Origin of the sequence: Nocardia sp. NPDC050712, assembly GCF_040654295.1 — a bacterium.
In the GTDB taxonomy this organism is placed as follows: Bacteria; Actinomycetota; Actinomycetes; order Mycobacteriales; family Mycobacteriaceae; genus Nocardia.
The window spans coordinates 619377-639336 of sequence record NZ_JBFAHT010000004.1; the positions used below are offsets into that span (position 1 = coordinate 619377).

General features: G+C 70.5%; 14 protein-coding genes. 3 read left to right on the plus strand and 11 right to left on the minus strand.

All coding sequences use genetic code 11. The annotated features are described in order from the left end of the window. Positions 1-14: 14 nt before the first annotated feature. From AB0H76_RS31120 to AB0H76_RS31170, 11 genes are read right to left on the minus strand one after another with little or no spacing between them, the layout of a single operon-like run. A complete protein-coding gene (locus AB0H76_RS31120; protein ID WP_357330585.1) occupies positions 15-944 on the minus strand; it encodes a diacylglycerol kinase family protein in 930 nt (309 codons plus the stop codon). Further along, positions 929-1672, minus strand: a complete 744-nt coding sequence (locus tag AB0H76_RS31125) for an HAD family hydrolase (RefSeq protein ID WP_357330586.1) — start codon at positions 1670-1672, stop codon at positions 929-931. Before AB0H76_RS31125 ends, AB0H76_RS31120 begins: the two co-directional genes overlap by 16 nt. Beyond that, complete coding sequence (locus tag AB0H76_RS31130) at positions 1669-3036, minus strand: nucleotidyltransferase family protein (RefSeq protein ID WP_357330587.1); 1368 nt, start codon at positions 3034-3036, stop codon at positions 1669-1671. Before AB0H76_RS31130 ends, AB0H76_RS31125 begins: the two co-directional genes overlap by 4 nt. Further along, positions 3033-4301: a pyridoxal phosphate-dependent aminotransferase family protein gene (locus tag AB0H76_RS31135; RefSeq protein ID WP_357330588.1), complete on the minus strand. Its 1269-nt coding sequence runs from the start codon at positions 4299-4301 to the stop codon at positions 3033-3035. The genes AB0H76_RS31130 and AB0H76_RS31135 overlap by 4 nt, the downstream gene beginning before the upstream one ends. After that, positions 4298-7000, minus strand: a complete 2703-nt coding sequence (locus AB0H76_RS31140) for a PEP/pyruvate-binding domain-containing protein (RefSeq protein WP_357330589.1) — start codon at positions 6998-7000, stop codon at positions 4298-4300. The genes AB0H76_RS31135 and AB0H76_RS31140 overlap by 4 nt, the downstream gene beginning before the upstream one ends. Then, positions 6997-8427, minus strand: a complete 1431-nt coding sequence (locus AB0H76_RS31145) for a cytochrome P450 (RefSeq protein ID WP_357330590.1) — start codon at positions 8425-8427, stop codon at positions 6997-6999. Before AB0H76_RS31145 ends, AB0H76_RS31140 begins: the two co-directional genes overlap by 4 nt. Next, positions 8424-10133, minus strand: a complete 1710-nt coding sequence (locus AB0H76_RS31150; RefSeq protein WP_357330591.1) for a fatty acyl-AMP ligase — start codon at positions 10131-10133, stop codon at positions 8424-8426. The genes AB0H76_RS31145 and AB0H76_RS31150 overlap by 4 nt, the downstream gene beginning before the upstream one ends. Next, positions 10130-10405, minus strand: coding sequence for an acyl carrier protein (locus AB0H76_RS31155; protein WP_357330592.1), 276 nt, complete (start codon positions 10403-10405; stop codon positions 10130-10132). The genes AB0H76_RS31150 and AB0H76_RS31155 overlap by 4 nt, the downstream gene beginning before the upstream one ends. Then, on the minus strand, positions 10398-11243 hold the full coding sequence (locus AB0H76_RS31160) for a hypothetical protein (RefSeq protein ID WP_357330593.1): 846 nt from the start codon (positions 11241-11243) through the stop codon (positions 10398-10400). The genes AB0H76_RS31155 and AB0H76_RS31160 overlap by 8 nt, the downstream gene beginning before the upstream one ends. Continuing rightward, positions 11240-17053, minus strand: a complete 5814-nt coding sequence (locus tag AB0H76_RS31165; protein WP_357330594.1) for an aminotransferase class III-fold pyridoxal phosphate-dependent enzyme — start codon at positions 17051-17053, stop codon at positions 11240-11242. The genes AB0H76_RS31160 and AB0H76_RS31165 overlap by 4 nt, the downstream gene beginning before the upstream one ends. Then, positions 17053-17289, minus strand: a complete 237-nt coding sequence (locus AB0H76_RS31170) for an acyl carrier protein (RefSeq protein ID WP_357330595.1) — start codon at positions 17287-17289, stop codon at positions 17053-17055. The genes AB0H76_RS31165 and AB0H76_RS31170 overlap by 1 nt, the downstream gene beginning before the upstream one ends. Positions 17290-17844: 555 nt before the next feature. Here AB0H76_RS31170 and AB0H76_RS31175 point away from each other — a divergent pair. The 3 genes from AB0H76_RS31175 to AB0H76_RS31185 all read left to right on the plus strand — a co-directional run bounded on the left by AB0H76_RS31175 (position 17845) and on the right by AB0H76_RS31185 (position 19954). Further along, complete coding sequence (locus AB0H76_RS31175; RefSeq protein ID WP_357330596.1) at positions 17845-18771, plus strand: SMP-30/gluconolactonase/LRE family protein; 927 nt, start codon at positions 17845-17847, stop codon at positions 18769-18771. A 200-nt stretch (positions 18772-18971) separates the two neighbouring features. Further along, positions 18972-19586, plus strand: a complete 615-nt coding sequence (locus AB0H76_RS31180) for a TetR/AcrR family transcriptional regulator (RefSeq protein WP_357330597.1) — start codon at positions 18972-18974, stop codon at positions 19584-19586. Positions 19587-19612: 26 nt separating this feature from the next. Beyond that, on the plus strand, positions 19613-19954 hold the full coding sequence (locus AB0H76_RS31185; RefSeq protein WP_357330598.1) for a hypothetical protein: 342 nt from the start codon (positions 19613-19615) through the stop codon (positions 19952-19954). Positions 19955-19960 lie beyond the last annotated feature (6 nt).

Below are 19960 nucleotides of genomic sequence, written 5' to 3' on the forward strand. Positions count from 1 at the left end.
CCTTCCGATTCGGCTCACCCGCATACCCGCAGTACCGCGGGCAGTACCTCCAGTCGCGCGGAGCCCACGACAATGACCTCGCCGTCGAGTTCCAGTGCGCTCGGCGCTCCCGGAATCAGGTCGACCACCGCGCCGCGGCGGCAGGTCGCCAGCGGTGACTGCGAGAACTTTCCCTGGTAGAGCCCGGCGATCAGCCCGAGGATCCGGAGACGGCTCGCCGGGGACCAGATGTTCACGTCGAACTGCCCGTCGGCGGCGCGCACGCCGGTGTCATAGCGCATGCCACCCGCGAAGTGCGGCGTCTTGAGTACTCCGACATTCGTGATCGGGCCCTGGTGTTTCCAGTCCGCGCCGAGGATGTCGATCGCGAGCGGGCGGAAGGTCGCGATATTCCGCAGCGCCGAATAGATGATCGCCGCTTCGGTATTGCGGCGTTTGAGCCGCTGGACCAGGCCGGGGGCGGTGTTGAAGAAGTGGTTGCCCGCGGCGACCAGGCCCATGCTGGCGTTGAGCAGGAAGTACCGCACCTCGGTGCGGCCGTCGGTCAGCATCATCGTCGCCTTGCCGACGTCGACCAGGGTCGCGGCGTCCGCGTCGATCCGCACGGGGACACCGGCCACCGCCCGATCGGCGGCGAACGGTTTGTGGAAATCGTTGGAACTACCCAAACCCACCGCACCCAAGGCTGTTTCGGGGTTGCGTGGGCGATCGGTGGCGGGGTCCATGAGCGCGTTCAGCACCAGGTTCACCGTCCCGTCACCACCGGCGGCGACCACCGTCGAGGTCCCGGCCGCCAGCTCCGCGTGCACCGCCCGCTCGGCCGCCACCGCCGATTCCGGTGCCGCCCAGCGCAGTTCCGGCCGGCGCCGCTCGAGCTCGGCGCGCACGCCGGGCCAGCGGGACTCGGTGCTGCCGTTGGCCTTCGGATTCACGACAACGAACATGCCGCGCCTCCCACACCGAGCCAGTCGGCCAATTCCGTCCAGTCCCCGGCGGCGACGTCGCCCCGGGTCGTCCCAGCCCGTGCCCGGCCGGTTTCCAGCAGAAACACCGGAATCCCGAGCTCTGCGGCGGGCCCGTCCTTGATCGCGTCGTTGCCGATCATCACGCACTCCCCCGGCCGCGCGCCGAGGTCGTCGAGCAGCTCGGTATAGAACTCGAGCCGCGGTTTGGATCGTCGCATGGTCTCTCCACTCGTGATATGCGTGAACGTCGCCGGATCGAAACCGCCCCAGCGCAATCGGGCGGTGACGGTCTCCAGCGGCCACAGCGGGTTGGTGGCGACCACCTGCCGAATCCCGGCCCGCGCCAGCCGGTCGACCACGGCCCGGGCCGGCGGCAGCGGATAGAAGCACCGCCGCAGCCGCGGAAACTGTTCGTGGGCAAGGGCGCGGAAGCGCGCGTCGGCCGTGGCCGGTTCCAGTCCGGTCACCTCGCCGAGCAGCCGGACGATCTGCGCGTGATTGGTTTCCTCGGAATCGTTGGCCCGCACCCGCTCCAGTACCCCGTGCAGGGCGCGCAGGAACCGGACCGGCGGCACCACATCCCGGAAGGCGGCGGCGGCCACCACCGGCATCAGCACGCGAAACATGCGCTGCCGCAGCCCGATCAGCGTGCCGTCGAGATCCCACAGCACCGTGTGCACGCCGCGCGCGCGGAGCAGGTCACTCATTCCTGGCCGTCCAGCACCGCTTGCAACTGGGCCCGGGTCATCCCCACCGAGGCGGCGAAGGCGTCGATATCGGCGGCTTGCCCGCTGGCCCGCCGCGGCAGCGTGGCCAGGCCGAGGTCGACCACGGTTTTGACCAGCGCCGCCGGGAACAGCCACGGCCCCAGGTCGCGCTGGAACACCCGGGTCAGCCGGTAGGGCGCGGACAGCCGGGCGCCCAGCCGGGCGGGCGCGGCGGCATCCGGTGTCAGCGAACTCATCTTGGCCGCTTCGCTTCCGGGCACCACCAGCAGGTTCGACCACAGCGCCCGGAAGCGATCCAGCTTCTCCCGCGGCGCGCGGGTGGCGTTGAACTCCAGGTAGGCCTTCTCGATCACCGAGGTGTGCGTGGACCGGCTGCTCAGCAGCGTCGCCGCCGCGCGCGTCTTGCGCGCCACGTCGTAGCGGTAGAACCGGGTGGCGTGTGCCGCTGTCGCGTCGATCAGCTTCGCGCACAGCGGATCCGGGACCAGCCGGTGTGCCAGCGAGAGCGCGTGGAAGACCAGGTTCTGCGAGCCGGCCTTCGCGATCTCCGCGCCCAGCAGCTCGGTGTCCAGGTCGCCCGCCGCGTAGCGCACCAGGTTCCAGATATCGGCGAGTTCCCGCAGGCCGGTCTTGTAGTACGGCAGGTGGATGCACAGGTGGTGCAGGTTGTCCTCGGACGCCATCGCCCACGCCGGGACGCCGTAGAAGTCGATCTGCCGCACCCGCGACCAGATCGCCTGGTAATCCACGGAATACCCGGCCAGCGGCGTGATCAGCCCCCAGTGCGTGCCGACCACGAGCGCCCCGTCGCGCGAGACGAACGACGGCAGATGATGGGTGCGCCGCTCGCGCACCTTCGGCGCCTTGCCGAGCAGCTCGGACACGCTGAACAGCCGGAATTCCCGGTAGACCTCGAGCACGGTGTCGATGTCCTCGACCCGCACCAGGATGTCGATGTCGTTCATCCGCTTGTAGAGCGGATCGCCGTAGATCTCCGCGCCGAACAGCATGCCCTTGAGCACCACCACCCGCACCCCCGCCTCGTGCAGGCGGCGCAGCAGCGGCAGCGCGGCGTCCAGGCGGGCCTGATTGGTGGCCGAGATCGCCGCGGCGATCTCGTCGAAACGCGCCTGGACCGCTGTGGGCACCAGGTCGTAGACCCCGGCCTCGCCCAGGTTCGCGGCCACCAGCGGCGCGGTCGCGCCCGCGGCGGCGAGATCGAACACCTGGGCCCAGTCCCGCACCCGCTGGGCCAGCCGGACCAGTTCGGCGCGCTCCACCGTGCTCGGCGCGGCGAGGGTGGCCAGCACGGTCAGCCGCTGCTCGTCGGTCAGGGTGCTCATGCCGCTGCTCCTTGCTCGGGATGGAAGCCGAAACTCTTGGCGACGGTGTCGATCCGGTCGACCGCGAGATCCAGCTGGGCGCGGGTCAGCGTGGCCATCATGGAGATGCGGATGCGCTGTTGATCGCGCGGCACGGCCGGGAACTCGACGCCGTTGACGAACACCCCGGCCGCGTCCAGGGCCGAAACCACTTCGGCGACCGCCACATCCGGGGGCAGCAGGATCGGAATGATCGCGGTCTCGGGACGAACGTCGAAACCCCGGGCCCGCAGGGCACGACAGAAATAGCCGACGTTGTCGTGCAGTGCCGCAACTCGTTCCGGATGCGCCTCGATGAAGTCGAGCGAGGCCAGCACCGAGGCGACCACCGCCGGCGACAGGGCCGCCGAGAACATGTACGAGCGCGCGAAGAAGCGCAGGTAGTCGACCATGTCCTTGGTGCCCGCGACGAAACCGCCGGTGGTGGCGAACACCTTCGAGAAGGTGCCCATGGCCACCTCGACCCGGCCCTCCAGGCCGTAGTGCTCGGCGGTGCCCCGGCCGCGCGCGCCCAGCACTCCGGTGCCGTGCGCGTCGTCGACCGCCAGCCAGGCCCCGAAGCTGTCGCACAGCTCCCGGATCTCCGGCAGCGGCGCGATATCGCCGTCCATCGAATAGACCCCTTCGACCGCGACCACGATGTTCGCGCCCGGATTGCGCCAGCGCGCCTGCATCAGCCGCAGCCGCAGCTGGTCGAGATCGTTGTGCGCGAACGACATCGAGCGCACCCGCCCGAGCTGGATGCCGTCGTAGAGGCTGGCGTGGTTCTGCACGTCGTAGACGAGCACGTCGCCCTTGCCCAGCAGACCGGTGATCCAGCCGACGTTGGCGGCGAAGCCCGAGGAGAACACCAGCGCCGATTCACAGCCTTTGATCTCGGCCAGCCGCTCTTCCAGCCGCATATGCAGCGAGGTGGTGCCGTTGAGCAGGGGCGGCCCGCCACAGCCGACACCGTATTCCCGGGTGGCGGCGACCGCCGCCTCGATGATGTCCGGCTCACTGGCCAGGCCGAGATAGTTGTTGGAGCCGAGCATGATGACCTCGCGGGTGCCCGCGCCGTCGCGCACCGGCACCGCGGCGCCGGCCGGGCCGGCGATCTCGCGCAGCACGAATCCCAGTTCCCGCGAACGGGTGACGTACGGCCGGAAATCGGCGAAGCGTTCCTCGAAGGTGGACGCCTTGGGATCCAGGTAGTCCGCCAGGCTGAAGTTCTCCCCGTGATTCATTCCGCCCTCCTTTCGGTGATCGTGACCGTCCCCGCCCGGCCGTCCAGCGCGACCAGGTCGCCGTCGTGCAACAGCCGGGTGGCATCGCGGACGCCGACGACGGTGGTGATGCCGAGTTCGCGGCCGATGATGGCGGTGTGCGAGAGCACGCTGCCCTTCTCGCTGACCAGTCCGCCGGCGGCCACCATCAGGAACACCCAGCCGGGGTCGGTGGTGGTGGCGACCAGGATCTGGCCGTCGATCGCGGTCTCGGCGTTCGGCTCGTGCAGGACCAGCGCCGGCGCTTCGACCCGGCCCGGCGCGCAGCCGATGCCGGTGAGAACGGTCGCGTCACTGTCGAATTCGGTGAAGTCGACGGCGTTGTCCGCGGCCGCGGCGATGCCGGCGGTGACGATGCGCGAGGGCATCGGCTGTCCGCGCCAGCGCTCGTGGTCGGCCTGGCGGGACGCCACCAGTGTGCGCGGATCGCCGTCGACGGCGGTGCCGCGCACCAGTGCGGTGATCTCCTCGTAGGTGAGGAAGAAGATGTCGCGCGGGTCGTCGAGCAGTCCGGCCTCGTGCAGCTGGCCGCCCAGCACCCGGAAGACCCGTTTGACCAGTCCGAAGGTGCGGCTGCGGCCCAGTCGCATGTTCTCGCGCTGCGCGACCGTCTTGCGGGCCTGCCGCAGCGTCAGCCGGAAGAGGACGCGGTGCCATCGATTACCGCGCAGCAGGGTCGCCACCCGGGCCTCGGCCGCCCGCCGGATGCCGCGCTCGTGCGCTTCCATGTGGTCGATGTTCTGGCCGCCGCGCACGTAGTTGCGCAGGATCGGCACCAGGCGGTGCGGGTGCAGGCCGAGCGGGTCGGTCTCCAGTTTCAGTTCGTCGACGGTGCGGTCGCCGAACTCCGCGATATGGGTCGCGCAGGCGGCGTGGAAATCCGGGAACCGCGTGTGCACTTCGGCCCAAACCTGTTGCGCGTCGCGTGCACTGGCGAAGAGCTCGGTCAGCGCCGCGTCCGCGCGGATCCGCGCGGCGAGCGCGACCGCGGAGCGCACCGGCAGCACGCTGTCGACACCCTGTTCCCCGCAGAACAATTCGTTGCGAAGGGTGATCGCGTCGTCGCCGGTGACACCGGCCTTTTCCAGCAGCCCGCCGACGATGTGGAAGAGCTGCTGGGCCAGGAAGTCGTTGAAGATCTGCACCGAGTACGCGGGCACCAGCTGGGCGATGCACCGCTCCAGCCAGCCGAGCAGCTGATGCGGATCCCGTTCGGACTCCGCGGTTTCCGGGGCGAGCCGGCGGTGCAGATCAGCGGTGAACTCGGCCAGCACCGTGAAGAAGCTCGCGAGCCGCCGGGGCAGCCGCAGCCAGCCGAACAGCAGGATGAGCACGATCCGCAGCTTCTGGTAGCCCGCGACCAGCCGCCGGGGCAGCGATTTGGCCGGCGCCGGCCGCCGGTAGCGGTTCTCGATGCCGAGCGCCGCCTCCCAGCCCTCGATCGCCGACTCCATGCCGGGGATCTGCAGAAACAGGCGATACCAGTTGCTGATGTTGTAGTAGAGGTGACCGTGCGCCGAACCGACCAGGAATGGGTACAGGTCGGCGGCATTGCGGCGCACCACCGCGCCGGTGGCCCCGAAGTCCCGGTGGCAGGCCCGGAAGACCTGCTCGTAGGCCAGCCGGACCACCGAGAAGGTCAGCGGGCTGGACAGTCCCGGATAGGACTCGGCCACGTTGACGTTGTCGAAGATGGTTTCCCGGGCGCCCGTAGCGGTCACCGGGCGCACCTGCAACAGGTGCAGCACCCCGGCCGTGTCGATGGCCCACTCCACGTCCTGCGGACCGCCGAGTTCACCGGCCAATCGCAGTGCGGTGTCCACCAATTCGAGTACCTGGTGCTCGGCGAGCGCGGGCGCGGTGGTCGCGGGGATCTCCTCGACCCGGGTGCCGTCCGCGCCCAGGGTGACCCGGCTGCGCTTGTCCGCGATGTCGCGCGAGAGGATGCCGCGCGAGCGCACGTCGACGAAATAGGTATCGCACTCGACGGTTCCGGAGACGACGCCCTCACCGAAGCCGAGCCCGGCCGAGACCACCGCCTCGGCGGTGTCGCCGGATTGCGGGTTACAGGTGAAGACCACACCGGCGACGGCGCTGTCGATGAGCACCTGCACGATCACGGCGGGCTCGGCGACGGCGTTGTCCAGCCCGCGCCGGGCCCGATAGAACAGCGCCCGTTCGGAATACGCCGACGCCAGGCAGGTCAGCACGGCGGCGTCCACCTGATCCGGGCGCACCCCGAGCACCGTATCCAGCTGTCCCGCGAACGAATCCGCCCCGGAGTCCTCGCCTCGGGCCGAGGACCGCACGGCCAGTGTCGCCGCGCCGAATCCGGCGACGCGGTCCGCGAGATCGCCGCGAATGTCGGCGGGCAGGGTCAGCCCGGTGATCAGCCGTCCGATGCGGGCGGCGCTGTCGCGCAGCGAGATCCGGTCGTCGACGTCGAGAGTGTCGAGCACGGTGCCGATCTCGGCGGCGACCGGGCGCAGAATCCGCGTGCACGCCTCGACCGTCAGGACGCAGAACGGCGGGACCCGGTGCCCGCGGGCGGCCAGCCAGGCCAGATTGGCCGCTTTGTTTCCGGCCTGCGCCGCGGCCGACTCGGCGGTCGCGCGCTCGTCGAGCACCGAAATCGGCGTCGTATCCACGGTATCGGTCATCGACCCGCCTCCGTTCGCTCAGCTGCCACCGGGCAGACGGCGACCGCGCCTGCCGTCGCCGGGACCACGGCGGGCCCGGGCCGCCCGCGCCGGCGGGTGATCCGGACCAGCACCGGACCCGGCATGTTCGAGATCTCCGGATGCTCACGCACCCGCATGCCGTTCACCAGCTCGATGTCGAACTGCGACAACAGCATCGCCAGCCCCACGCGGACCTCGGTCAAGGCCATGTGCTGCCCGACGCACAGGTGTGCTCCCCACCCGAACGGGAAGTAGTGGAACGCGGGCCGGGCCCGCACCGCCTCGGTGGTGAACCGATCCGGATCGAAACGCAGTGGTGAGGACCAGAATTCCGGCAGCCGATGGTTCACGAACGGACTGATCGCGATCATCGCCCCGGCCTCGACGTCGAACCGGTCGAAGGAATCGGCGGCCACCGCGGTCCGGCTGAACGCCCACGCGGGCGGGTGCAGTCGCATGCTCTCGTCGATCACCCGGCCGGTCAGCTCCAGCTTGCCCAGCGCGGCGGTGTCCGGCGCGCCCGCGCCGAGTTGCCCGTCGACCTCGTCGACGACCTCGCGCAGGACCGCCGGATTCCGGCACAGCTGATAGATGGTCCAGGCCAGCGCGCCGCCGGTGGTCTCGTGCCCGGCCAGCAGGAAGGTCAGCACCTCGTGGCGCAGCTGCTGCTCGTCCATGGCGTGCCCGTCGTCGTCCCGGGCGCGCAGCAGGCGGCTGAGCAGATCCGTGCTGCCCGGGTCGTCGCGGTGCGCGGCGATCACGTCGTCGACCACGCCGTGCAGCCGGGCCAGCACCGCGCGGAACCGGCGGTTGGCCGGGGTCGGCACGCTCGGCGGCAGCGGCAGCGGGGACGCCATGTGCCGCATCACCCAGTCCACCCCGGACCGCACGTCGGCCTCGATCCGCGGCATCACATCGGCCACGTCGGTGCCCATCACCGCCCGGCAGACCGTGTCGGCGGCGAAACCCATCACCTCGGGCACCAGATCGAAGGTCTCGCCGGTGTCGGCGCGCGCCGCGAGCCGGGCCAGCATCCGATCCGCGCAGTCCACCATCAACGGCACCTCGTCGGTGACGTGCTTGCGGCCGAATGCCGGTTTGATGAGGGCGCGCTGGCGCTTCCACAGCGGGCCGTCGCTGGTCAGCAGGCCGGGGCCGAGCAGGTGGTCCAGGCTGCGGTAGCTGATGCCCTTGGTGTAGCCCTCGACGTTGGTCACCATGACCTGCCGGATGTGCTCCGGGTCGACGAGCAGATGGAGCTGCTCGTGCACCAGCCGCAGCCGGACGCTGCCGCCCGCCGCGACGGCCTGGTCGTAGAACAGGGTCAGCGGGTCGCGCCGGTATTCGAGGTAGGCGCCGAGCGGGTGCCGGAACGCTGGTCCGGCGAGCTGCCGGGCCGCGCTCATCGGCCGCTCCCGGCCGCGGCGGTGGCCGCGTCGGCGACGAACTGCTGATAGGCCAGCGCGCGTTGCACTTTGCCGCTGGTCGTCTTGGGGATGGCGCGCTTGGGCACCAGGTGCACGGCCGCGGCGAGGACGCCGGTGCGCGCGCTGACGGCCGCGCGCAGGGCCTGGCGCAACCGGGTGTGCTCGCCGCTGTCGAGTTCGGTTTCGACGATCAGATGCAGCGCCTCGGAGTCCTCGCCCGGCGCGCGATGACCCACCGCCACCACACCGCCGAGCCGCACGCCCGCGACGGATTCCGCCGCGTGCTCGAAGTCGGTCGGGAAATAGTTCGCGCCGCGGATGATGATCAGGTCCTTCTGCCGCCCGGTGATCCGCAGGCGGCCGTGCCGCAGGTAGCCGAGATCGCCGGTGGTCCACCAGCCTTCGGCGGTGCAGGAACCGGCGGTCACCTCGGGGAGATCGAAGTAGCCCGGCGTGCGCGACGGCCCGCGGAACTGCACCTGCCCCAGCCGGTTCTCGCCCAGTGCCCCGCCCTGCTCGTCGGCGATGCGCAATTCGGTGCCCGGCACCGGCGGCCCGCAGTCCACGACACGCAGCGCGTCCGGGTCGTCCTCGGCGACGTCGACGACCGTGCCCGCGCGCGCCAGGGCGTCGCGGCTCACCGCGTCGTAGTCCAGCCGCGGGCTGGGCGCGGACACCGTGATCGCCAGCGCCGCCTCGGCCATGCCGTAGCAGGGCACCAAAGCATTCGCGGGCAGGCCCCAGGCCGTGAAACGGTCCACGAACCGCCGCACGGTCTCGGGCACGATCGGCTCGGCGCCACAGAACAGGAAGCGCCACGACGACAGGTCGACACCGTCGATCTCGGCGTCGCGAATCCGCGCGGCGGCATAGCCGTAGGCGAAATTCGGTGCGGCGGTGATGGTGCCGCGATAGCGGCCGACGGCCCGCAGCCACTCGGCCGGTGCGCGCAGGAAGCGGCTCGGGGGCAGCAGCACGGCGTCACAGCCCGAGAACACCGGCGTCAGCGAGCCGCCGATCAGGCCCATGTCGTGGTGCAGCGGCAGCCAGCCCACCCAGGTCTCCCCCGTGCCCGCGCCACAGACCCGGGTGATCTGCTCGCAGTTCGCGGCCAGGTTGCCGTGGGTGATCTGCACACCCTTCGGAGTGCCGGTGGATCCCGAGGTGCACTGGATGAACGCCAGATCGTCCGGGCTCGGCAGCACCGGCGTCGCGGCCGGCGCGTCCGGGGACAGCGCGGTGCGATGCAGGGCGTCGCCGTCCAGCACGGTGATCTCGCCCGCCACCGCGGCCAGCTCCTCGGCCAGGGCGGCGACGGTGACGATCGCCGCGGGCCGCAGGTAGGCCACCAGCCGGGCGAACTTCGCCGTGAAGACCTCGAGCCCGCCGAAACCGCCGGGCGTGGCCACCGCCGTCGGCACCGCGCCGAGCATTTGCAGGCCGAAGAACGCGGTCAGGAAGCCGGGCGAGGTCGGCAGGCAGAGCAGCACGCGATCGCCCTGCCGCACACCGGCTTCGGCGAGGGCCGCGGCGGAGCGGCGGGCGGCCGTGCTCAGCTGGGCGAAGGTCAGCTCGCGCTGTCCCTCCGGTTCGGCGGCGAAGACGACCCGTGCCGGTCGCGGGTCCGCGTCGCCGTAACCGAGCAGCGCGTGCAGGATGCTCTCGTGCCTGGGTGTCACGCTCACGCCCGCTGCTCCCGTACGTAGGCGACGATCTGATCGACCGTCTCGAGCCCGATCGCGACGTCCTCGGGGATGGCGATGTCGAACACGTCCTCGAGCCGGACGGTGAGATCGATGGAGGTGGGTGAGTCCAGCCCGTAGTCGATCAGCGCGGTCGCGCCGTCGATGTCGGCCGCCGACAGCCACAGCACCTCGGCGACCACCGTGCGTACCTGATCGGCGAGGTCGGCGGCGCCGACCGGGGTCGCCTCGACGGGGGAAGTGGTGTCACTCATCGAACAGCCGCCCTTCGGTGATGCAGGTGTAAACGGACTTGTCCAGATCGACGCCGTCACTGGTGTCGATCGTGTGGAACCGCAAGCGCGGGAACGCTTCCGCGAACAGATCGCGGGCACGCAGATAGCCCTCGCGCAGTGCGGCCAAATATTCCGGCGTCTCGTGCGCCTCCTTGCTCGCGCCCGCACCGCGCTGCGCGCACCGGGCGGCGGCCTGCTCCGGCGGCACATCCAGCCACAGCACGTCGTCGGGGAGCGTGGTGCGGAACCGCTCGCCGAAACCCGCGACGGACCCGGCCGGATCGCGCCCGACCAGCCCGGCGATGTCACCGAGCAGGTCACGCAGCTCGATATCCAGTCCGAGCCTGCGCATTTCGCGGTCGTGCCAGCCCCGGATGCGGTCGAGCGCGCCCGGCTCGAGCACGGCGCCGAGTTCGGCGTAGGCGGCGGTGAGATCGCCGTCGATGCCCGCCAGCAGCAGATAGAACGGGCCGTAGACCTGGGTCTCGATCAGCGGGTGCCGTTCCAGCACCAGCACCGAGGGCCGGTAGGTGTCGGTGTAGAACCGCTCCACCGGGCCGTACAGCGTCATCTGCAGATACAGGGCCACCGCCTTGACCTGGAGGTTGCCGATGGTGTCCGCGCCGTCGCTCATGGCCTTGAGCTGTCGCGACAGCGCGGCGAGCGGCACGTCCGGGGTGTCGTGGAAGTCCGGGCAGGTGAAGGACTCGAAAGCCGTTGTCGCCGGGGCCAGCTCGCGCAACCGGGTCATGACCGAGGTCTTGCCCGCACCGTCGATGCCCACCACCGCGACCCGCCGGGTCTGCGGCGCGTTCACTTGTCCTCGCCCTCCAGCTCGGCGAGGATCGCGGCGGTGATCTCGGCCGCCGGTGCGGTGCCGTCCAATTCGGACCAGCCGAACTCCGCGGACAGCGCCTTGATGGCCTGGTGCGCGCGGGACTGGAAGTCCAGGAACTCCTGCTCGTCGCCGTAGCCGCTCTCGTAGTCGCTGCGGTTCTGCTTGCGCGCCAGCGCGTCCTGCGGCGCGATCGCGAGATGGAAGGTGCGGTCGGGCTCCGGGAAACCGGAGGCCAGCGCGCGCAGCACGGTCGGATCGCCGCCGTAGGCCACCTCGGTGGCGTAGTACTTGTACCAATAGGCGTTGACGAGCAGCACATCCGGGCCGCGCGCGGCGGCCAGGTCCAGCGCCAGCTGCATGGCGTGGAACAGGAAGTGCGTGCGCGCCAGCGGGTTCAGCACCTGGAGGTATTTGTAGATGTCGGCCGGCTTGTCGAAGGGCAGCTTGGAGGCCACCTTCGGATCCAGGAACGCATCCCAGATCGTCACCGCGGCAACGGTTTGCCCGTTCGCCTCGAAGGCGGCGGCCAGGCGGGCCACCTGGGTGGTCTTGCCCGAGCCGTCGCCACCGGCGATGCAGATCAGGCGCTTGCGGGCGGTCAGGGGTTCGACGCGGGGCGACGCTGCGGCAGACATGAGTGCTCCTGTGAGATCGAGAGAGAGGGAACCGAATTCGGCCGCGAGCGGCGCTTCGGTGGCGACAGGTTCGGTGCCCGCGGCCGGTTCCGGATCGAGGATTTCGATCGTGCCCGCGCCGCCGTTCACCCGGACCCGCTGCCCGGAGCGCAGCGTCCGGGTCGCGTCCGCCACGTTGAGGACCGCCGGGATGCCGTACTCGCGGCCGATGACCGCGGCGTGCGAGAGCATGCCGCCGACCTCGGTGACGACGCCGGCGACCAGGCCGAGCGCCGGGGTCCAGCCGGGGTCGGTGAACTGGGTGACCAGGATGTCGCCGGTGCGCAGGCGGCCGATGTCGCGCAGCGAGGTGAGCACCCGGACCGGGCCCTCCACCACACCCGGGCTGCAACCCAGGCCGCGCAGCAGCGAGCCGTCGCCGGCCTCGACCGCGACCGGGGCGATGCCCGCGCCGAGTTCGTGCGGCGGGACCAGGTCGCGGTAGCCCTGATACATCGCGCGCCGGTAGGCGATCAGCGCGCTGAATTCCGCGGTGCTGCCGCTCGTTCCGCCGAGCTCCGCCAGCTCGTGCACGGTCAGCAGGAAGACGTCGTCCGGGCCGTCCAGAGCGCCGGCGGCCGCGCAGCGCCGCCCCGCTTCCACCACGTATGCGCGCACGATCGCGTAGCAGCGCGCGGAGAACTCCCGCATCCGTTCGCGGGCAACCAGATACTCGCGGGACCGCCGCACCTGCTTGTCCAGCCCCGCACCGAACCGGATGCGCGCGAGCGGATCCGAGCGCACCCGAGCGCGTACCGCGGCCAGCGTGCTCTCGAATCGCCTGCGCTGCTCGGCCAAGCCCTGATCCGGATCGGCGGGCGGCGTCCCCGAGTCGAGCATCGACTCGATCATCGAGCGCATCCGCTCCGGCTGCTCCGACCAGCGCGGGCAGGTCAGTTCGAGCTCGGAGTCGGCATGGAAGCCGTGCTCGTCCAGAAACGCCGCGAGCGCCGAATCCCAGCCCGGGCTGTCGAATCCGTGCTCGGTGGCGGCCCGGTAGAGCGCGACGATGCCGCGCTGCATGGCCATGTGCCCGATATCGCCGAGCCCACCCATCAGATCGATGCTGGCCGTGCTGCCGCCGGTGCGGGCGTCGATCTTGTCCAGCAGCGACTTGACGTCGGTTTGGACGCTGGTGTTGTAGTAGATCGTGGTGAAGTAGGTGCGCTCGGTGCCGGCGTGGAACTCGAGCAGACACGCCCGCAGGTCGCGGTAGAAGGCCTCGTCGCCGGTGCCGGGCAGCGCGTCCACTTTGGCGCGCCAGCCGGCGTAGGTCGACGGCCACCCGGTGGCGAACCGCTCTACCACCGAAAGCTGTTCGCGGTAGCCGGAATACAGGGCCCGCACGACGGGCAGGGCGCGGGCCACGGACAGCGGTGTGATCGGGGTGCGGGCCGGGCCCGCGGGGCCGTAGTCCTTGCTGACGCCGAGGTCGAGATCGAAGTGCTGCTCGTGGTACCCGGGAATCTTGGCGTAGCACTGCTTGACGGCCGCCGCGTTCCAGTAGGGACGGCCGTAGTAGGTGGCGAGCCAATCCGGCTCGGTCCGTGGATCGAGCAGCTTCAAGCCGGACCAGAAGGCCTGCATCGAATGGTGGAAGGCGTTGTCGTACAGCGAGGCCATCAGCGGCGTGCACACCGCCGAGGACACCCCGCCGTCCCGGAAGTCCGCGTCGCTGAACAATTCGATGTCGGCGCGCCAGCTCACCGCGGTGATGGCCCGGGACTGCAGCAGCCACAGCACACCGTCGTCGTCGATCGCCCACTCCAGGTCCTGCGGGCGGTGCCTGTGCGCCTGCACCCGCAGCATCAGCTCGGCCAGCGCGGCGATCTCGGCGTCCGCGCACTCGACGTCCTCGCTGCCCTCGGTCCGCTCCAGCACCTGCCCGTCGCGCAGGCGCACCCGCAGGTTGGTCGGGGTGATATGCCCGGAGACCAGGCGCTCGCCCAGGCCGCGGCAGCACTCGATCATGCCGTTGTCCTCGAGGCCGGAGAGCGGATCGAGGGTGAACGCGACGCCCGCCGTGCGGGCGGGCACCAGACGCTGCACCAGCACGGCCACCCGCGCGGCGGCGGGGTCCAGGCCCGCGCGGGCGAGATAGCTCTGCACCCGGTCGCTTTCGGCGGAGTGGCGGCAGTCGACGATCCGGCGGCGCAGGGTGTCGATATCGGCGACGTCGAGATAGGTCTGATAGAGACCGGCGAAGCTCGCGTCGTCCAGATCCTCGAGCACCCCGCTGGACCGGACCGCGACCGGGAACCCGCCGAGCTGGTCGATCAGGGCGCGCAGATCGCCGTCGGTCAGATCGCCCAGTTCGACATCGGCGGTCACCACGAAGCCGGGCGGGACCGGGAACCCGGCCACGCGCAGCTCGTGCAGGGTCGCGGCCTTGCCGCCGGCGTGCTCGACCGGGAAGTCGCCGGCGCCGAGTAGCGCGGGCGTGGAGCGCGATTCAACCATGGAGATCGTTCCTGACCTGGGCAGACGAAGTGGCTCGAGCTCGTGGCGCGCGGCCAGCGCACGCGCCGCGCGGACGCCGTCGACGGTGAGGGCGCCGTAGGAGGGACTCGCGGTGTCCGGTTCGAAGCCGAGCAGGATGGTCTCGGCCATGCAGGCGTAGAGCACGCCCGGCGCCATGCCGGTGCCCGGGAACTCGGGAGTCTGCCCGAGCGGCAGCGACATCCGGCCGCCGGACAGCACGGTGACGGTCGGCAGGGCGTCCACCTCGGGTGCGACATCGCCGGGTACGGCGAGGTCGCAGACCAGCACGGACGCGTCGGCGGCCAGGTGCGCGGGCTCGATCAACGGGGCCGCGGCGTTGCTCGCGGTGACGATCACCCGGCAATCGCGCAGCGCGCTCATGTCTTCGCGCACAACGATTTCCGCCCGGAACTCGGCCCCGCCGGACGCGGGGGCGAGCCGGTCCGCGACTTTCCGCAAGCGCCGTCCGGACCCCGCGCGACCGACCAGCACGAGTGAATCGGCGTGCGGTGCCAGAAGTTCCGCCATGACCGCGCCGATATTGCCCAGCGCGCCGACGATGCCGACCCGCCGCTCCCCCGGCGGGAGGTCCGCCAATTCGGCGCGCACGAGTTCATAGGCCGAGGCGGCGGTGAGCGAGTTCCCGGAGGTGACGCGCGCCTCGTCCTCGATCACCGCGCGGGAGCCGTCGGTGACGATCGAGGTGTAGCCGCCGAGACCGATCACCGAGGCGCCCAGATCTATCGCGAGATCCACTGCGTCCAGGACCAATTGACGGGCCCACTGGATCTGGCCCGCGCGCTGGCTCTCGACGATCTGCTCCGCCGAGACCGGCACCGCGATCATGCGCACGTCGACGCGCGCTCCGGTCGGCGAAAGCACCTCGGTACCGGTGATTTCGAACGGTTCCAGGACACCGCGCACCCGATCGAACAGGGCCGCGCACTGCGCCGGCGACCAACTCGCCAGCTCGGGCACCAGCGCCCGCAAGGTGCCCGGGGTATCGAGGTTCGCCAGAAACGCCACCCGCCCCGGATCGGCCGCTACCGGCGCGCGATCCCGGCGCGGTCGCGGAACATGCTGCGGCGCGATCCATTCGGCGCGCGCGGGGCGCGCGAGGTGGGCGAGCAGCCGGGCGTAGTCCCCGTCCCGGATCAGCGCCGCGGTGGCGTCGAACGCCGCGATCACGCGATCCACCTCGCCCGCACTCAGATAGGCCGAGGGTTGCAGGCGCAGGGTGTCGGGCGCGGACAGGGTCGGCATGATCCGGATGGCGTGCTCGTGCAGGAACACACCGGAGATCAGATAGCCCCACAGGTGCTGGTCCACGAGGGCGCGCAGCAGCCCGGAATCCGGCCGGGGCGGCCGCAATTCGAGACCGAGCAGCAGGCCGCGACCACGCGCCTCGACGAAGACATCCGGCCAGCGCGTGACCAGTGCGTCGAGCCGGGCGCGCAGCCGCGTACCGAGTTCGGTGATCCGGGTCTGGTTCCGCGCGAGCAGGTCCAGCGTGGCGGCGGCGATGGCCGCCGAGAAGTCGTCCTCGCCGAAGGTAGAGGTGTGGTGCCTGCCGAAGTCGAGCAGATAGCGCCGCGCGTCCACGAGCAGCGCGGAGATCTTGGCCAGCCCACCGCCCAGGGATTTCGAGAGCAGGTAGTAGTCGGCGCGCACGCCGGACGGTTCGGCGGCCAGGAAGGTGCCGGTTCGCCCCATCCCGCACTGGATCTCGTCGAAGACCAGGGCGGCCCCGTGCCGGTCGGCGAGTTCGCGCAGCGCCGCCAGGGTCGCGGCGGGCACCTCGTGCACACCGCCCTCGCCCTGGATCGGCTCGGCGAAACACGCTGCCACGCTGGACAGTTGCCGGATACCGGCGCGCGGACCGCCGGTCGCGTCGAAGTCCACGGCGCAGTAGTCGCGTAGTTCGGTGTCCAGCGCCCCGAGGACCAGGTCCGGTTCCCAGCTCGTCAACCGGACCCGGCGCGGGCCGGGAACCGCCAGATCACCCGGCGTGCCCGGGTTGTCGGTGAGCGCCGCCGCACCGGCCGATCGACCGTGGAACGCACCGTCCAGAGTGACGTATACCGGATCGGTCGCCCGCATCGCCGCGACCGTCTCCAGCCCCGCCGCCAGCACGTCTCCGCAGCGGCGACCCGCGGCGGGTCCCCCGTCGAAGCGCACGTCCAGCACGCCGTCGCGGCGCGCCCGCCGCTGCGCGCGCTCCAGTTCCTCCTGGATGCCGGACAGCCGCCGATTGCGCTCGGCGGCAGCGTGTTTGATCGCCGATTCCACCGCGTCGGCTCCGGTGCTGCCGAAGGTGACGACGTACTCCGCCCCGGTCGCCGCGCCTACCAGATCGGACAGCCGCCGCGCCAGATCCCCGGCGGCGCCCCGAATGCTGGCCTGCGCGGCGAACGGCGCCCGCGCCCGCAATGTGTCCTCGGCCATACCGACCAGCTCGGGATGGTTGTGCCCGAACAAAGTTGCTCCGTGCCCACCAACCAAATCGAGAATCTTTGTGCCCGCGACCAATTCGTCACCCTGCGCACTGCGGTAGGAGACATCCAGGTGCAGGGCGCGCAGCAACCGGGCCAGCTCGGGGCGCGCGTGCGCGCCGTAGGCGAGGTGCGCGTCCATCAGTTGCTGCCGGTCGCGGCGGTCGCCTTACCGAGCACGTGCTCCGCGATCTCGCGGGCAGTCCGCAGCCCGGCCGCCTCGTCGTCCGAAATCTCCACCTGGAAAAGGTTTTCCAGCTCCACAACGAGATTGACCGAGCGCACCGAGTCCATGCCGTAGTCGGTGAGCGGCCGGTCGGGATCGACGTCGGAAATCTGCAGGTACTCGCGAACGAGTTCGCTTACTTGGTCTAACACTGTGTGCCTCAACAGCTTTCAGTACCTCCTCGGACTTCGGCAGCACGCGACCGGCACAACGGGGCGACGGCGGAGCGCGACGAAGCAGCGACGTAGGTGGATCCGGCAACACCGCCGGCGGATCAAAGGGGACTAAGCAAATCCCTTGCGGAACACAGTGATTGCGGTACTCATCGAGGGAGGCGGTCATTGCCTCCGGGTCGGCGGGTCACACGGGACGCTGTGTCAGGTCATGACATTCGGCGTCGATTCGCTGTGTGACTTCACCGTAGGGCCACCCCCCGGACGCCGCAAGTTCTCACGGGCCTTTTTTATTGCGAGTGATCTTTATCTAAGTTGCACGAGGGCCACTTCAGGGCTACCGTTACGACATGTCGTGCGTCACATCGTGACCCGAATAGTGATGCCGGCCACGCCCTCGGCACGCGGTCGGCCCCGGATCCGGAGCTGTCCGAAATTTACGTGAATGTAACTGTGCCCCGGGTCTTTTCATCATCCGACGACTTCCGACAGCACGGCCGGTCGCGGCCGGCGTGCCGAGATGAGGCTTCAGACATGAGAATTCGCGGCAACGTTGCCGTATCGGCGTGCACGGCGCTGACCGGCGTGGCCCTCACCCTGACCGGCGGCGCGCCGAGCGCCGTCGCCGAACCCGCCGCCGGTTGCGGCGCGTGGACCAAGACCGTCGTGGCTTCCGGCTACAACATGCTGGAGGGCTTGGGCTTCGACGGCCGCGGCGGCCTGCTGCTGTCGGACCAGTCCGCCACCGGCGTGGGCGGCGCCATCCGGCGCCTGGACGCGGGCGGCGCGCGCAGCACCGTCACCGAGGTGGACGGGCCGGGCGCGGTGCTGGTCGCGCAGGACACCGCCTACTTCGTCTCCGGGCTCAGCGTGCCGCACGTGCTGGCCGGCAAGACCGACGGCAGCATCAAGTCCATCGATCTGGACACCGGCGCGATCGCCACCGTCGCGGCGAATCTGCGCCTGCCCAACGGCCTCGCGCAGTTACCCGGCGGCGATTTCGTCTTCACCTCCGACATGGGCCCGGATCAGCGGATCTCGCTGGTGCGCAACGGGTCCTACGCCGGGCCGTTCGCCGGGCTGACCTCCACCAACGGCATCTCCTACGACCCCGCGCGCCGCCGGCTGTTCGTCTCGACCACCTTCGACCCGATCACCACCGTCGCCATGTACGACGTCGACCGTCCCGGCGCGGACCCGGCGCTGTTCACCCTGCCCGGCTTCGGCCCGCTCAACGGCGGCGACGATCTCACCGTCGGCCCGGACGGCAAGGTCTACCTGGCGCTGAGTACCGGCGGGAAAGTGGTGCGGCTGGATCCGGACACCGGCGCCTCCTGCACCGTCGCCGACGGCCTGCCCCTGACCACCGCCGTGGAGTTCGGCGCCGGACCCGGCTGGGATCCGAACGCGCTGTACGCCACCAGCTATCTCGGCACTGTGACCAAGCTGACTCGCGAATAGTAGTTCGGCACACCACGTTTCCCGATTCGGCGACGCCGCCGCACCCCACCGCCCGGGTGTGACGGCGTCGCTCGTCCTGTCTCCGGTCACAATCGACGGTCCGAATTTTCTGTTCGAATGCACAGGGGGAAGCCGCCCGCGTTGGGCACCTTGCGGGATGATGATGGCGCCAGCGTCACCCCGAGGGGAGGATCCCACCGTTGTCGAGCCCACCCCCCGGGCGCCGCACGCAAGCCGAGCGCCGTGCCGAAACCAGCGCGAAACTGATCGAGGCCACCATCGCGATCCTCTCCGAACAGGGCTACGCGCAGACCTCGGTGAAAGCCATCTGCGATCGCGCGGGCCTGTCGCACGGCGCCCTGTTCGGCCGCTTCGCCACCCGATTGGATCTCGTGGTGGCGGCCGCCGCCGAAGTCTCGCGCCGCCAGGTAGCGGACTTCACCCGGCACGTCGCGCACTTCCCCGACACCGACGATCTGGCGGTGGTGCTGCCCCTGCTGCGCGAATCCTCCCGCGCCGCGATCAATGCCGTCTGGGCCGAGTTGCTGATCGCCGCGCGCACCGACCCCGAGTTGCGCGCGCACCTGGCTCCGGTGACCGCCGACTACGGCCGGGCGATGCTGGCGGCCAGCGCCGAGGTCCCCTCCATGCATCGCATCCCCGAGGAGTTGCGCTCCGGGCTGGTCGCGGTCATCATCACCCAGTTCTGCGGTGACGCCCTGACCCGCCTGCCCTTTCCCTCCGAGGAATCCGATCAGCGCACGATGGAGGTGCTGGTCGCCATGTTCTCGACCTACCGGGATTCGCTGTCCTGAGCTGTCCGCCGCCTAGACTGGACGGTGTGAAAGCTCGACGGCTCGTAGCCCTGTCCCTGTTCGCGCTCCTGGTTCCCTTCGGTGCGATCGCCTGCTCGGCCGAGGGCGCGGGCAGCAAGACCGAGTGCCAGCTCAGCGGCTGCACCATCACCTTCGACCGCGGCGTGAACGCGAAGGCGTCGGTCCTCGGTATCGACGCCGAACTCGTCGCGGTGAACGGGAACACGGTGACCTTGAAGGTCGGCGGCCAGCAGGTCGACGTGCCGGTCGGCGACACCCAGCCCGCCGACGGCTTCAACGTGACCGTGCAGGAGGTCACCGCCGACAACGTCGTGGTCAAGATCGCGACGGGTATCACCGTCAACTGAGCCGCG